Genomic DNA, 14,969 nt, shown 5'->3' with positions numbered 1-14,969 from the left:
TCACTGCCAGTCTAGGGGTGTCCTCGAAGCGGACAAGTGATGATACTGGGTTTCGAGCGACCGCCCGTGTTGCCCGTCCACCAGGAGGGCCGGTGCCGGTCTGCCATCACAGCACTGGAGGATCGCACCATGTCTGTCCCGTACAAGCCCAGCACCACGGCCCGCTTGCTGGCCGAGTTCCTCGGCACCTTCGTCCTCGTCTTCGGCGGTTGCGGCACCGCCGTCTTCGCCGCCCAGGTCATGGACGACGCCGCCGGCGTCAACATGGGCGTCGGCTTCCTCGGGGTCGCCTTCGCCTTCGGCCTGACCGTGGTGGTCATGGCCTACGCGGTGGGACACATCTCCGGCGGCCACTTCAACCCCGCTGTCACGCTGGGCACCGCACTGGCGGGCCGCACCAAGTGGTCCGACGTCGGCCCGTATATGCTCATCCAGATCCTCGGCGCCACCGTGGCCGGCGGCGTCCTGCTGGCGATCGCGTCCGGGAAGGCCGGATTCGACGCCCAGGAGTCCGGATTCGCCACCAACGGCTACGGCGAGCGCTCACCGGACGGCTACTCGATGCTGTCTGTGCTGCTGATCGAGATCGTCCTGACCGCCGTGTTCCTCTACGTCATCCTCGGTGTCACGGACCGCCGTGCGCCGGCCGGCTTCGGCCCCCTGGCGATCGGCCTGTCCCTGACCCTGATCCACCTCATCTCCATCCCCGTGTCCAACACCTCCGTGAACCCGGCCCGCTCCCTCGGCGTGGCCTGGTTCGCCGGCGGTGAGGCACTGGGCCAGGTCTGGCTGTTCATCCTGGCCCCGCTCGTGGGTGCCGCGATCGCCGGGCTGACCTACAACCTGCTGTTCCCGGACCGCGGAGCCGTCAACGCGGACATCGCCGGGCAGGAAGCCAACGACGCCACAGCCTGATCCGTTCCCTGCCGCGCCAGATCACACCCAGAGGTCAAAAGCGCCCCGTGGCCCCGGATGATCTCCGGGACAACGGGGCGCTCTGGCCTGCGGTTGCAGGCAAGGGTGTGCTCAGGCTCAGGCCTGGGCGCCCTCTTCGGCCGGCAGCACGAAGGAGGCGTCGATCTGGATCTTGACGGCGTCGGAGACGAGCACGCCACCGGCCGCGGCCTGCAGCGGGGCGTTCCAGGTGATGCCGAACTCCTTGCGGGAGATCTCACCGGCGGCTTCGAAGCCGGCGCGGGTCATGCCGAAGGCGTCGACGGTCTGGCCGCCGAACTCCGCCTTGAGCTGGACCGGGTTGGTGACGCCCTTGATGGTCAGGTTGCCCACGAGGGTGAACTCCTGCGGATCGTTGCCGTTGGCGCGGACCTCGGTGGAGACGAAAGTCATGTTCGGGTGGGCCTCGGTCTCGAAGAAGTCGGCGGCCTTGATGTGGGCATCGCGGTCCGGCTGGCCGGTGTCGACCGAGTTGGCGTCGATGGTGATGTCCACGTTCGAGGCGGTGGCGTCATCGGCCACGACCAGCGATCCCTCGACGGCGTTGAAGGTGCCGCGAACCTTGGAGATGCCAGCGTGGCGGACCGTGAAGTCCACATCGGTGTGGGTGGCGTCCAGGTTCCAGGTTCCGGGGGTCAATGCGGTCATGAGAAGTCTCCTTGCGTTGAAAACGGTGGCGTCCGGACCGCAGCCCGTCCGTTCCACCAATATTGGTTGAACGTTCAATAGAACCATGGCGGGCCCGGAACTATTCCCCGCCCCGGCATGAACTTCGGATGAACGGATCGAGGCGCCCCTGCGGACGGCGGCCGACGGCGGCCGTTCAGCCCCGCAGGGAGCCGGGCCTCCCGCCCGGTCGGCCGAGCGAATCCCCTGACACCCAGGCGTCTCAACCGATCCTGGGCTCCGGCCGTTTGGATAGGCTCAAGGCAGCCCTTCAACCGATACGGTAGCCAACCACGGTGCCCGACTGAGCACCGTGAGTGTGTCTCGCCGTGACGGGTCCCTCGACAACCTGCATTGGGAGTACTTGTGAAGATTGCGATCCTCGGCGGCGACGGCTTCTGCGGCTGGCCCGCATCCCTACACCTCTCGGACCAGGGCCACGAGGTCACCATCGTGGACAACTTCTCCCGGCGCGTGATCGACGAGGAACTCGAAGCCGAATCCCTCACCCCCATCCGCTCGCTCTCCGAACGGCGCGCAGCCTGGCGAGAGGTCTCCGGCCGTCAGATCGGCTTCGCCTTCATCGATGTGGCCCAGGACTACGAGGGACTGCTGGAGTTCTTCCGCACCGAGCGCCCGGATGCCGTGGTGCACTTCGCCGAGCAGCGCGCCGCGCCCTATTCCATGAAGTCCTCGAAGAACAAGCGCTACACCGTGGACAACAACGTCAACGCCACGCACCACGTGCTCAGCGCGATCGTCGAGTCCGGCGTGGACATCCACCTGGTCCACCTCGGCACCATGGGCGTCTACGGCTACGGCACCGCCGGCATGAAGATCCCCGAGGGCTACCTGGACATCGAGGTCACCGCGGACGGCGACGCGAACGATGACACGAACGGCGCTGCAAACGGCCCGTCCGACCAGCCGGCCGAACCGCGGCGCATCGAACAGCAGATCCTGTATCCCAGCAATCCGGGCTCGATCTACCACCTGACCAAGGTCCTTGACCAGCACCTCTTCGCCTACTACGTGAAGAACGACTCGGTGCGGATCACCGACCTGCACCAGGGCATCATCTGGGGCACCCACACGGCCCAGACCCAGCTCGACGAGCGCCTGATCAACCGCTTCGACTATGACGGCGACTACGGCACCGTGCTGAACCGCTTCCTCATGCAGGCCGCCGTGGGCCATCCGCTCACGGTGCACGGCACAGGTGGCCAGACGCGTGCGTTCATCCACCTGCAGGACATGGTGCGCTGCGTACAGATCGCCCTGGAGAACCCTCCGGCAGCGGGCGAGCGCGTCAAGATCTTCAACCAGATGACCGAGACCCACCGGGTGCGGGACCTGGCCGAGCTGATCGGCAGGATCACCGGCGCCGAGGTCGCCATGGTGCCGAACCCGCGCAAGGAGTCCGCCGAGAACGACCTGCACGTCGTCAACGACACGTTCCTGGACCTCGGACTCAGCCCGACCACCCTGTCCGAGGGGCTGCTGCTCGAGGTCGAGCACATCGCCGAGAAGTACCGGGACCGCGCGGACCTGTCCAAGATCCCCGCCACCTCGCTCTGGACCGCCGACCAGCAGGCCGGCGTCCCGGCAGCGGCACCAGCCGGGCCGGCGTCGTCCCCGGTCCCGGTCCCGGTCCCGGAAACGGACCTCGTTCCGGATTCTGTTCCGGACCATGCCCCGGTGAAGTAGCGCGAGCGGGCCCCGCACATGCGCATCGCGATGTTCACCGAGGTCTTCCTGCCGAAGATCGACGGCGTGGTGACCCGGGTGGTGCGCACCCTGGAACAGCTCGAGGAGATGGGGCACGAGGTCCTGCTCTTCGCGCCCGGCGATCCGCCGGCGGAGTATGCCGGGCACGAGGTGGTGAGGGTGCGGAGCTTCTCGCTGCGCTACCTGTACCCGGAGTTGAAGGTGGGGGTCCCGACGCCGGCCATCGCCCGGCGGGTGGAGGCCTTCCGCCCGCACGTGGTGCACACGGTCAACCCGATCTGGCTGTCCGCCTACGGCGTGCTCTCGGCCGGGCGGCGGGACCTGCCCCAGCTGGCGAGCTTCCACACGGACGTGCCGAAGTACACGGAATCACTGCGCGTGGGCTGGGCCCGCCACCCGCTCGAGTCCTGGATCCAGTTCCTCCACAACAAAGCGGAGGTGAACCTGTGCACCTCCGGGCCCATGGTGGACCGGGCCCGTGAGGTCGGCATCCAGCGGGTGGACCTGTGGCCGAAGGCAGTGGACACGGTTGGCTACCACCCCTCCAAGGCCACGGACCAGATGCGGGCGAAGCTGACCGCGGGCCATCCCGAGGCCCCACTGGTGGTCTACGTGGGGCGCATGAGCCGCGAGAAGGACCTGGACCAGCTGGTCGAACCGATGCGCCGGGTCCGCGAGCGGGTTCCCGGTGCCCGGCTGGCGATGGTCGGCTCCGGCCCGTACCGCGAGGACCTGGAGCGGATGTTCGACCCGGCGTACACCGTGTTCACGGGCTACCTGTCCGGCGCGGACCTCGCCGCCGCCTATGCCAGCGCGGACGCCTTCGCCTTCCCCTCCACCACGGAGACCCTGGGCCTGGTGGCCCTGGAATCCATGGCCTCGCAGGTGCCCGTGGTCGGTGCGCGCGCCGGTGGCATCCCCTTCGTGATCGACGACGGCGTCACCGGCTTCCTCGTCGACCCCGGCGATGTGGACGGCTGGGTGGACCGCCTGGCGCGCCTGCTCGGAGACCGCGGGCTCCGGACTGCGATGGGCGAGGCAGCCCGCACCGAAGCCGAGCGGCATTCCTGGCGTGCCGCCACCGAGGCCCTGGTGGGCTTCTACGATTGGACGATCGAGACGCACTGGAGCGAGCACCGGCCGCTCAACGGCCCCTTCCTGGACCGTTTCGCCAAGCCGATGCCCCGGGCGCAGGACTGAGTCAGGCCCTGCCGCCCGCCAGGCACGTCATTCGTGTTGAGGCACACCGGCCATCGGTGTGCCTCAACACGAATGACGTGCGGCAGGACTTCTCCTTTGCGGATCCGCCCACGACGAAGGCCCCGGATCCATGATCCGGGGCCTTCGCTGTATTGACTCGCGTGCGCGAGGGGGGACTTGAACCCCCACGTCCTTTCGAACACTGGCACCTGAAGCCAGCGCGTCTGCCAATTCCGCCACTCGCGCGAGGTTTTGGTCTGTCTTCCCGGTCGAAAGGCCTGTATGGAATCCTTCGTACCGGTCAGAACAGCAGAATCTATCCTATCCCCACCCCCACGGATTCCCAAATCGAGGACCACCCGAGGGCCAATCGAGCGCCTGTGACCAGCCTGGACGATGGCATTGAAACCGCATTGAGACCCGTCACCGGCCTGTTCCTCACGGTTTGCTCCTGCGTGCCGCGTACTATCGACACAGACATCTGCCGAAAGGAGCACCCCCGCGTGGGTCTTCTGGATAACCTCGAGCGCGGCCTGGAGAAGGCTGTGCAGTCAGCCTTCTCGGCCGGCGGCTCCCGAGCAGTCAAGCCGGTCGAGATCGCCAACGCCCTGAGACTGACCATGGACGATGAGGCCATGGTCCTCTCCGAGGGCCGCACTTTCGTGCCCAACGTCTTCATCATCCGGTTCTCCACCCCGGACTTCGAGCTGGCCCGCAAATGGGGCTCCGCCCTCGCGGAGGAACTCTGCGACGAGGCCATCCGGCATGCCCGGGACCAGGGTTACACCCTGCATGGCCCGGTCCGCGTCACCTTCGTGGAGGAGGCGACGCTGCGCGCCGGCAAGCTGGACATCGAGTCCGCCTCGGACCGCTCCGGCGGTTCGGACCAGATGCACGACGCCGGCTCCGCGCCCACCGGAACCGGCTCGGCCGCCGTCGTGTCTCAGGCTCCGGTGGACCGTGACGTTCCCGTCCCGCCGGTGGCGCCCGCGGCCCCGGCCGCCCGGCCCGCCCCGTCCCCGGCCGCCTCGGCGGAGGCTGTCCGGCGGACGCCGAGCCCGTCACCCCAACGTCCGGCCCAGCCGTCCCGGCCGGCAGCCGCGCCCCGGCAGCCCGTCCTGGAGATCGACGGCCGCAAGTACGGCATCAACGCCGATTCGATCGTGCTCGGCCGTTCCGCCGATGCGGACATCCTGGTGGAGGACACGGGTGTCTCCCGCCGTCACCTGGAGATCATCACCCGTGGCAGCACCGTCATGGCGGTGGACCTGGGCTCGACGAACGGCATCTACGTCAACGACCGTAAAGTGGACGGCTCCACCGTGCTGCGGCACGGTGACCGAATCACGATGGGACGTGTTGACATGGTCTTCAGGATGCTGCCCGCCCGGGACACCCCGGGCCAGGGAGGTACCTCATGAGTGAACTTGCCGTGGCCGCCCTGCGGCTGGGCCTGCTGCTGGTCATGTGGATCCTCATCATCTCGATCGTCTCCTCCCAGGGGCGGGATCTCATGGTCGGCGCCCGCAACAAGGTCCGTCCCCGGGGCAAGAGCTCCGCGCCCGTCGCCGCCGGAGCTGCCGCCGGGACGGGGGGTGTCCCCAGTGGCGGTGCTCCCGCCCCCGGGACAGGGCAGAACACCGGCCAGCAACAGGCCCGACCGCTGCCGACGCGGCTCCATGTCACCGAGGGTCCACTCCAGGGCTCCGTCGTGGAACTGCACGGATCACCGCTCCTGCTCGGGCGCGCGCAAGAGGCTGACCTGGTGCTGGACGACGACTATGTCTCGGGCCGCCATGCCCGCCTGTTCCCGCAGGGCTCTCGCTGGTTCCTGGAGGACCTCGGCTCCACCAACGGCACCTACGTGTCCGGCTCCCAGCTGACCCGCACCGTGGCCGTGGACCCGGGTACGCCGATCCGGATCGGCAAGACCGTCCTGGAACTGAGGTCCTGACGCCGATGCCTTTGGTCCTCCGCTTCGCTGCGCGATCCGATGTGGGCAGGGTCAGGTCGAAGAACGACGACTCTGCCTATGCCGGATTGCACCTGGCCGTCGTGGCCGACGGCATGGGCGGACACGTCGGGGGTGACGTGGCCAGCGCCTCCACGGTGCTGGATCTGGCCCCCCTGGACGCCACCGGCTATGCCAGTCCGGAGACCGTGCTGCCGGACGAGATCCAGAACGCGAACCTGATCCTCAACGACCTGGTCCATGCCAGCCCCAAGCTCGCCGGCATGGGGACCACGTGCACGGCGATGCTGCTCGCCGGGCAGACCATCCACGTGGCCCACATCGGTGACTCCCGGGCCTACCGGCTCAAGGACGACACCTTCGAGCAGATCAGCATCGATCACACCTTCGTGCAGAGGCTCGTGGACGAGGGACGGCTGGACCCCGCCGAGGCCGAGTCGCATCCGCACAAGAACGTGCTCATGCGGGTGCTCGGGGACGTGGATGCCTCCCCGGAACTGGACATCTCCGCCGTGGACGCGGCCCCCGGCGAGCGCTGGCTGCTGTGTTCCGACGGGCTGACGGCCGTGGTGCCGCCCTCCGTGATCGAGCAGAAGCTGCGCCACCGGAGCGACCTGCAGGCCGTGGCCGATGAACTGGTCGAGCTGACCCTGGCCGGTGGTGCCCCGGACAACGTCACCGTCGTGGTTCTGGAGGTGGACGAGGCCACCGAGGCCGAGGCGGCCCTACCCTCGCCCGCCCACCTCTCCGACCAGGCCCTCGCCGCCGCCACCCCCGGCGAGGCCGGCCCCGTCTCCGCCTCCCTGTTGCGGGAGGACCTGGAGTCCCGCCCCCACGTCCTCGTCGGTGCCGCCGACCTGGCGACCCAGACCGGCAAGATCCCGATCGTCACCCGCCGCAGCACCCAGAAGCGTGCGGCCGCCCTGTTGACCGGCGCGGCCAGCCACGGTGCCCAGGCCGACGGCGCCCTGCCCGACCCGCTGGCGGTCTCCGCCGCCTCGGAGCTCATCGAGGGCCATCGTGGCCCGGTCGATGGCTCAGCTGACGGCCTCGGTGACGGCTTGGATTCCGGCGGGCCCGAACCGGAGGACACGCGGGATGGGACCCGCGACGAGGAGCGGCCACGCCGGCGTCGTTCCGTCTTCATCCCCGTCTTCACCGCCCTGCTGGCGCTGATCTTCGCCGTGCTGTTGCTCTGGGGCTACCTGTGGACACAGACCCAGTACTACGTGGGGGCCCAGGACGGCCGGGTGGCCATCTACAACGGCGTCTCCCAGCGGCTGGGGCCGATCCAGCTGTCCCACCTCGACAGCGAGACGGACGTGGCGCTGGAGGACCTGCCGGCATATTCACGTCAACGCGTCGAATCGGGCCTGCCGGCCCGCGACCTCGAACACGCCCAGCAGATCGTGGCCGACCTGGAGAACTCCGTGACCCCGGATCCACCGGCCACGCCGAGTCCGGCCCCGTCCGAGTCGCCGAGCGATTCGCCCTCGGGGACTCCCTCGGGCAGTCCGACCCCCACGCCCCCATCCACTCCTCCAGGAGGTGATCGCTGATGTCCCAGGTCTCTTCCACCCCCCGCCCGCGGCGCAACACCGAACTGGTGCTGCTGGTCCTGGGCCTGTGCATCGGCACCGGCGCCAGCCTGCTCGCCGGCATCGGCATGGACCGCGAGATCACCTCTGACTACTGGGTGCAGGCGGCCGTGCTGGCCATCATGTCCCTGGTCTTCCACCTGGTGCTGCGGCTACGCGCACGGTATGCGGATCCGTACATCCTGCCGATCGTGGTCACCCTCAACGGACTCGGGATCGCCATGATCCACCGCATCGACGTGGCCGAGGGGGACGACGCCGCCTCCCGCCAGCTGATGTGGACCGTGGTGGCCATGGGCGTGGCGATCGCCCTGCTCTGGCTGCTCAAGGACCACCGGGTCCTGCGGCGCTGGCCCTACCTGTTCCTCGCCGCCTCCGGCATCCTGCTGCTGTTGCCGCTGATCCCGGGGCTGGGCATGGAGATCAACGGTGCCCGGATCTGGATCAACCTCGGCGTGGGCTCCTTCCAGCCGGGGGAGATCGCCAAGATCACCCTGGCCATCTTCTTCGCGGGCTACCTCTCCGCCAACCGGGACCTCATCCTGCTGGCCGGCAAGAAGATCGGCCCCGTGACCTTCCCCCGCTTCCGGGACATGGGCCCGCTGGTGATCGCGTGGCTGATCTCCATGGGCGTACTCGTGTTCCAGCGGGACCTGGGTTCCGCCATCCTGTTCTTCGGGCTGTTCATGGCCATGATCTACCTGGCCACGTCCCGGGTGTCCTGGATCATCCTCGGCCTGGTCCTCGTGGCGGTCGGCGGGCTGTTCGCCGTGAACACCATCTCCCACGTGGGGCTGCGCGTGGACGCCTGGCTCCATGCCTTCGACCCGGAGGTCTACAACCGCGGCGCCGGCAGTTACCAGATCGTCCAGGGCCTGTTCGGTCTCGCGTCCGGCGGACTCCTGGGCACCGGCCTGGGCGGGGGGCGGCCCGACATCGTGGCCTACGCCAACTCGGACATGATCATCGCCTCGTTCGGCGAGGAGCTGGGCTTCATCGGCCTGTCCGCGATCCTCATGCTCTTCGTGCTGCTGGTGACTCGCATGCTCCGCGCCGCCCTGGGCACCCGAGACGCCTTCGGCAAGCTCTTGGCCGCCGGGCTGGCCTTCACCATGGCCCTGCAGTGCTTCGTGGTCATCGGCGGAGTCACCATGGTGATCCCGCTGACCGGCCTCACCACGCCGTTCATGGCGGCCGGCGGCTCCTCGCTGCTGGCCAACTGGATCGTCGTGGCGCTGGTGCTGATGGTGTCCCAGTCCGCGCGCAAGCCCGTCGCCGTCGGCCCCATGGTCAACGCGTCCGGCTCCGGATCGGGCCATCAAGACCGCACGTCCGGGGTCCCAGTCGAGACACCGGCAGGAGGGGTCCCCGCATGAACCAGGCCATCCGCAACTCCTGGGTCGTCATCGTCGCCATGTTCATGGTGCTCGTGGTGGCCATCTCCGTCATCCAAGTCATCGCCGCCGATGCCCTGAAGAACAACGACTTCAACTCGCGGCAGCTCTACCAGGAGTTCGGCTCCTCCCGGGGACCGATCCTCGTGGACGGCAACCCGATCGCAGAATCGGTGGAGTCCAACGACGACTTCAATTACCAGCGCGTCTACCGCGACACCGAGCTGTACTCGGGGCTGACCGGTTTCTACTCGCTGACCTACGGCGCCACCGGCCTCGAGGACAAGCTCAACCGCTATCTGGCCGGGTCCTCGGACGGTCAGTTCGTGGACCGCATCGTCGAACTGTTCTCCGGCACCCAGATGGAGGGCGCCCAGGTGGAGCTGACCATCGATCCGGACATGCAGGAACTGGCCTACTCGGTGATGCCGGAGGGGGTGGAGGCCTCCGTGGTCATCACCGATCCGGAGAGCGGGGACGTCCTGGCCATGGCCTCCAAGCCCAGCTATGACACGAACCTGCTCGCCACGCACAGTGGCGCCGAGGCCTCCGCGAACATGGAGGAGCTGCAGTCCGTGCCGGGCTTGAGCCCCTACGTCAACCGGCCCACCGCCTCCCTGCCTGCCCCGGGATCCACGTTCAAGCTCATCGACACGGTGGCCATGCTCGAGTCCGGCGAGTACCAGCCGGACCAGGTCCTGGACGTGCCGGACTCCATCACCCTGCCGAACACGACCACGCCCCTGGGCAATTTCGGCGGCGGCCTCTGCGGCAGGATGGATGAGGCCACCCTCGCTGAGATCTTCGCCCAGTCCTGCAACACGCCCTTCGCCCTCGCGGCCATGGAGCTGGGCCAGGACCGGATCCGCACCACGGCGGAGAACTTCGGGTTCAACGAGTCCTTCGACATCCCCCTGACGGTTGCCGCCTCGCAGTTCCCCGAGGACCTGGACGACGCCGCCCTGGCCCAGTCCTCGATCGGCCAGCGCGACGTCAAGGCGACCGCCCTCCAGATGAACATGGTGGCCGCCGCCATCGCCAACGACGGGACGATGATGAAACCGCAGCTGATCGACACGATCCGCGGCTCGGATCTGACGCTGCTGGAGGACGTGCAGCCAGAGGTCTTCAAGCGCTCCACCACCCCGGAGATCGCCGAGCAGATGACGGAGCTGATGCGCGGCCCGCTCGACGGCGGTACGGCCTACCGCGCCCAGTCGGACCGCGTGGACATCGCCGCCAAGACCGGCACGGCCCAGTTGGGCGCGGACAACGACCTGGTCAACTCCTGGATCACCGGGTTTGCTCCGGCCGATGACCCGCAGGTGGCCGTCACGATCGTGTACCAGAACATCGACTTCGACACCGGCAGTGAGCTGACGTCGACCAACCTGAAGGAAATCATGGAGGCGGTGGTCACACAGTGAGGCCGACATCGGGTATCACGCTGGGCGGCAGGTATCAGCTCACCGAGCGCATCGCCATCGGCGGCATGGGCGAGGTCTGGAAGGCCAAGGACAAGATCCTGGGCCGGCTGACGGCGGTGAAGATCCTCAAGGAGGAGTACACCGGTGACGCGAATTTCCTGCGGCGTTTCCGGGCGGAGGCCCAGCACACGGCGCTGCTGAACCATCCCGGCGTCGCGAACGTCTTCGACTACGGCGAGGAGGACGGCTCCGGCTACCTCGTCATGGAGCTGGTCCCCGGGCCGCCGCTCTCCGCGATCCTGGACAAGGAGAAGGTCCTCTCCCCGGACCGGACCCTGAACATCATCGCGCAGACCGCCCGTGCCCTGTCCGCCGCCCACGCCCAGGGCCTGGTGCACCGCGACGTGAAGCCCGGGAACCTGTTGATCACTCCGCACGGACGGGTCAAGGTCACCGACTTCGGCATCGCCCGGCTCGCCGACCAGGTGCCGTTGACCGCCACCGGCCAGGTCATGGGTACCGCCCAGTACCTGGCTCCGGAACAGGCCACGGGACAGCAGGCCACCGGTTCCTCGGACATCTACTCCCTCGGTGTCATCGGCTACGAGAGCCTCGTGGGACACCGTCCCTTCTCCGGCGAGTCCCAGATCGCGATCGCGCTGGCCCAGGTCAACGACCCACCGCCGCCCCTGCCGGACACCATCCCCGAACCGGTGCGGGCCCTGATCATGTCCATGCTGGCCAAGGAGGCCCATGAGCGTCCGGCCAACGCCACCGCCCTGGCCGAGGCCGCGGAGTCCCTGCGTCAGCAGGACACGGCGGCCGCTGCCGCCGCCGTTCCCGGGATGATTCCGTTCCTGACCGGGGGAGCCGCCGCCGCGGCTCTTGCCGCTCAAGGCGCCCAGACCCAAGCCATCACGCAGGCCGTGGACTACTCGGGCATGTCAGAGACCCATGCCACCGAGGTCATCAGCGGTGCCTCCGGTTCGGAGGGCACAGGCACCTCCGCGCTGCCCGTGACAGAGGCCGCCGGTGCCGGCGCAGCCGGTGCCATCTCCGCCACGGAGGACCCGGATGCCTACCGCGCCGGGGACTCCCTGGACCCGGACGCCGAGGGCTACAACGACCAGCTGGATCGCACGGCCGGACGCAAGAAGCGCAGCCCGTGGACCTGGCCGATGATCGGGCTACTCGCCCTGATCGTCTTCGTCATCCTCGGCATTTGGCTAGGGCCCCAGTTGACCGGTGGCGGTGGCGAGGAGACCTCCTCGGCTCCGGTGACCTCCGCCTCCGAATCGCCGTCTTCCAGTTCCTCAGGACCGGAGACCGTATCCATCAGTTCGGACGACTACATAGGTTCGGACATCACCACGGTCGAGGCTGCGCTGCGGGACCTGGGCATGAACGTCACCAGCCAGGAGGTCCCGAGCGAAGAGCGCCAGGGGATGGTCCTGACCCTGTCGCACACTGGCGACGTCCCGGTGGGAACCCGGATCACCGTGCGCTACTCCGCTGGTCCCCCGCCGGAGCCCACCACCCAGGCGCCCTCCACCCAGGTGCCGACCACCCAGGCTCCGACCACTCAGGCCCCGACCACGCGAACCCCGCCTCAGGAAACCGCCACGCAGGCACCGCCGGACGAGACCACCCCGCAGGAACCCACGGAGGAGCCCACGCAGGAGCCGACCGAGGATCCCACTACCCAGGAACCGACGCCGAATCCGACGGTCACCGACGAGCCGGCACCCTAACCACGACGACAGCGGAGGGACCGGCCCCGAAACCGTCGGCCTGGATCTCCTCGACCACCGCCAGTACTCGCATCCCAGAACAGGACGAACGACAGTGCCACATCAACGCATCCTCAACGGCCGTTACGAGGTCGGTGACCTCATCGGCCGGGGTGGCATGGCCGATGTGTTCCAGGGTCGGGACCAGAAACTCGGTCGCAAGATCGCCATCAAGCTGATGCGCCCGGACCTGGCCCGCGATCCGCAGTTCCAGTCCCGGTTCCGCCGGGAGGCCCAGTCCTCCGCCGCGCTGAATCACCCGAACATCGTCTCGGTGTTCGACACGGGCGAGGAACGGTTCGAGGACGGCGCCTACCAGGGCGTTGCCTGCCCGTTCATGGTCATGGAGTTCGTGGACGGCCGCACGCTGCGCGACCTGCTGCGCCATGACGAGATCACCGTGGACCAGGCCATCGAGTGGACCTCCGGGGTGCTGGCCGCGCTGAACTACAGCCACGAGGAAGGCATCGTCCACCGGGACATCAAGCCAGCCAACATCATGGTCACCAAGTCCGGGGCCGTGAAGGTCATGGACTTCGGCATCGCCCGCGCCCTGTCCGATTCGGCCGCCACGATGACCCAGACCCAAGCCGTGGTCGGAACCGCCCAATACCTGTCACCGGAGCAGGCCCGGGGCGAGTCCGTGGATTCGCGGTCGGACCTGTACTCGGCCGGCTGCCTGCTGTTCGAGCTGTTGACCGGGCGCCCGCCGTTCGTGGGGGATTCCGCCGTGGCCGTGGCCTACCAGCACGTCCGGGAGGAACCACCGGTTCCCTCCACGCTCAACCCGACCGTCTCGCCTGCCCTGGACGCCGTGGTCTCCCGCTCCCTGGCGAAGGACCGCGTGGACCGGTTCCAGTCCGGCCTGGAATTCCGTGCCAGCCTGAACCGGGCAGCCGAGCAGCCCGACGCCGGTCCTGCGCAGCACTCGTCCCGCTCGGCTGCCGCTGGGGACCGATCCGGTGGCATTGCCGGCGCCACCGCCGGCTCCGCCGCGGGGGCAGCCGCCGGTGCCGCCGCCGTCGGGATGCATCCGGACGGCGCCACGGAGGCCATGACGGCCGTCTCTCCCCGGCCGGAGGGAGAGACCAGGGCGATGGCCGCCGTCGGGAATGAGTCCGGTAGCGAACCCAGGACCGAGAGGTACACGGGCCTCTCGGGTGACCGGTACTCCGGCCAGCAGACCGGGGAACTCGCGGCCCCGACCGCGTCCACGCCTCCCGCACCGCCGGAGGACACGGGCCACCCGCTGGACCTGGGCGACGAGCCGCGCCAGCCCGTCCCACCGAAGAAGCGCAAGGCACACCGTGTCTGGGTGCCCATCCTCGTGGTCATCCTGGCCTTGGGCGCCGTGGCCGGTGGGTGGTTCCTGATGGAGGAACTAAACCGGCGCAATGTGGAAGCCAATCAGGTGACGGTCCCGTCCGTGGCCGAGATGACCCAGATCGAGGCCCAGAACGCGCTGACCTCCGCGGAACTGCGGCCCATCCTGGAAGAGGTGCACGATGACGAGGTCCAGCGGGATCTGGCCGTCGGCACTGAACCTGACAGCGGAACCATCGTCCAGAAGAACCAGGAGATCACCCTCTTCATCTCCAAGGGTCCCGAACAAGTGGAGATCTCCGCGGACCTGGCCGGGCAGTCGGAGGCCACGGCGCGGGACACCCTTGAGGGACTGGGTCTGTCCATCTCCTCAGTCCGCTATGTCCCCTCCGCCGACGTCCCGCGGGACCGGCTGGTCGGCACTTCCCCGGAACTCGGAGCCACCGTGAAGTCGGGCTCCTCCGTGGAGCTGCAGATGTCCTCTGGCAACGTCGAGGTGCCCAGCCTCATCGGCCTGACCCAGGAGGAGGCCCGAGCGGCCCTGGGGGAGTTGGGCCTGCAGATGACCGTCTCCGAGGTGGAACGCGAAGCACCGGTGGAACCGGGCACCGTGGTCGGTCAGGAACAGCCCGAGGGAACCGAGGTGCCCCAGGACTCTTCCGTCACGGTCGAGGTGGCGAAGGCCCCCGAGGAGCCGTCTGCCTCTCCGTCTCCATCTCCATCGAGTGAGTCGCCCAGCGGCTCCCCGAGTCCGAGCGACTCCGCGTCCGGCTCACCCAGCGAGTCGCCCAGCCCGTCAGAATCCTCGGCCGGCGCCTCCGGGTCCCAGCCCACCGGACCGGGCAACAATCGAGGCCGCGGGCAGGGCGACTGAGCGGCCGGCTCTCCGGAGGCGGCGGGACGTTAGTTCGTCACCG

Annotated in this window: 11 protein-coding genes and 1 tRNA gene; 10 read left to right on the top strand and 2 right to left on the bottom strand. The window is 68.5% G+C overall.

Annotation, left to right across the window (positions count from 1 at the left end):
* Positions 1 to 129: 129 nt before the first annotated feature.
* A complete protein-coding gene (gene aqpZ / locus AB0333_RS05245; RefSeq protein WP_115932493.1) occupies positions 130 to 915 on the top strand; it encodes an aquaporin Z in 786 nt (261 codons plus the stop codon).
* A gap of 117 nt (positions 916 to 1,032) precedes the next feature.
* Here aqpZ and AB0333_RS05240 read toward each other — a convergent pair whose 3' ends face one another.
* Positions 1,033 to 1,602, bottom strand: coding sequence for a YceI family protein (locus tag AB0333_RS05240; protein WP_115932492.1), 570 nt, complete (start codon positions 1,600 to 1,602; stop codon positions 1,033 to 1,035).
* 384 nt (positions 1,603 to 1,986) lie between these two features.
* Between AB0333_RS05240 and AB0333_RS05235 the strand changes: the two genes are divergently transcribed.
* A complete protein-coding gene (locus tag AB0333_RS05235; protein ID WP_366217661.1) occupies positions 1,987 to 3,327 on the top strand; it encodes an NAD-dependent epimerase/dehydratase family protein in 1,341 nt (446 codons plus the stop codon).
* 18 nt (positions 3,328 to 3,345) lie between these two features.
* Positions 3,346 to 4,548 carry a glycosyltransferase gene (locus AB0333_RS05230; protein WP_366217660.1) on the top strand — a complete coding sequence of 401 codons (1,203 nt, stop codon included), beginning with the start codon at positions 3,346 to 3,348 and terminating at the stop codon, positions 4,546 to 4,548.
* A 162-nt stretch (positions 4,549 to 4,710) separates the two neighbouring features.
* On the opposite strand, the gene AB0333_RS05225 is transcribed toward AB0333_RS05230, so the two are convergent.
* Positions 4,711 to 4,794: transfer RNA gene (locus AB0333_RS05225), tRNA-Leu, on the bottom strand.
* 257 nt (positions 4,795 to 5,051) lie between these two features.
* Here AB0333_RS05225 and AB0333_RS05220 point away from each other — a divergent pair.
* From AB0333_RS05220 to pknB, 7 genes are all read left to right on the top strand, one after another.
* The gene (locus AB0333_RS05220; RefSeq protein WP_366217659.1) at positions 5,052 to 5,969 is read left to right on the top strand and encodes a DUF3662 and FHA domain-containing protein; all 918 of its coding nucleotides are present in this window, start codon (positions 5,052 to 5,054) and stop codon (positions 5,967 to 5,969) included.
* Complete coding sequence (locus AB0333_RS05215) at positions 5,966 to 6,502, top strand: FHA domain-containing protein (protein WP_366217658.1); 537 nt, start codon at positions 5,966 to 5,968, stop codon at positions 6,500 to 6,502. The genes AB0333_RS05220 and AB0333_RS05215 overlap by 4 nt, the downstream gene beginning before the upstream one ends.
* Positions 6,503 to 6,507: 5 nt before the next feature.
* Positions 6,508 to 8,079 carry a protein phosphatase 2C domain-containing protein gene (locus AB0333_RS05210; protein ID WP_366217657.1) on the top strand — a complete coding sequence of 524 codons (1,572 nt, stop codon included), beginning with the start codon at positions 6,508 to 6,510 and terminating at the stop codon, positions 8,077 to 8,079.
* A complete protein-coding gene (locus tag AB0333_RS05205) occupies positions 8,079 to 9,494 on the top strand; it encodes an FtsW/RodA/SpoVE family cell cycle protein (RefSeq protein WP_366217656.1) in 1,416 nt (471 codons plus the stop codon). The genes AB0333_RS05210 and AB0333_RS05205 overlap by 1 nt, the downstream gene beginning before the upstream one ends.
* Positions 9,491 to 10,939: a penicillin-binding transpeptidase domain-containing protein gene (locus AB0333_RS05200; RefSeq protein ID WP_366217655.1), complete on the top strand. Its 1,449-nt coding sequence runs from the start codon at positions 9,491 to 9,493 to the stop codon at positions 10,937 to 10,939. The genes AB0333_RS05205 and AB0333_RS05200 overlap by 4 nt, the downstream gene beginning before the upstream one ends.
* The gene (locus tag AB0333_RS05195; protein ID WP_366217654.1) at positions 10,936 to 12,690 is read left to right on the top strand and encodes a protein kinase; all 1,755 of its coding nucleotides are present in this window, start codon (positions 10,936 to 10,938) and stop codon (positions 12,688 to 12,690) included. Before AB0333_RS05200 ends, AB0333_RS05195 begins: the two co-directional genes overlap by 4 nt.
* Positions 12,691 to 12,784: 94 nt before the next feature.
* A complete protein-coding gene (gene pknB / locus AB0333_RS05190) occupies positions 12,785 to 14,926 on the top strand; it encodes a Stk1 family PASTA domain-containing Ser/Thr kinase (protein WP_366217653.1) in 2,142 nt (713 codons plus the stop codon).
* Positions 14,927 to 14,969: the final 43 nt, after the last annotated feature.

This window comes from Citricoccus sp. NPDC079358, assembly GCF_040702545.1.
Classification (GTDB): domain Bacteria; phylum Actinomycetota; class Actinomycetes; order Actinomycetales; family Micrococcaceae; genus Citricoccus.
The sequence above is the reverse complement of the archived record's forward strand: the minus strand, read 5'-3'. Positions and strand labels throughout refer to the sequence as shown.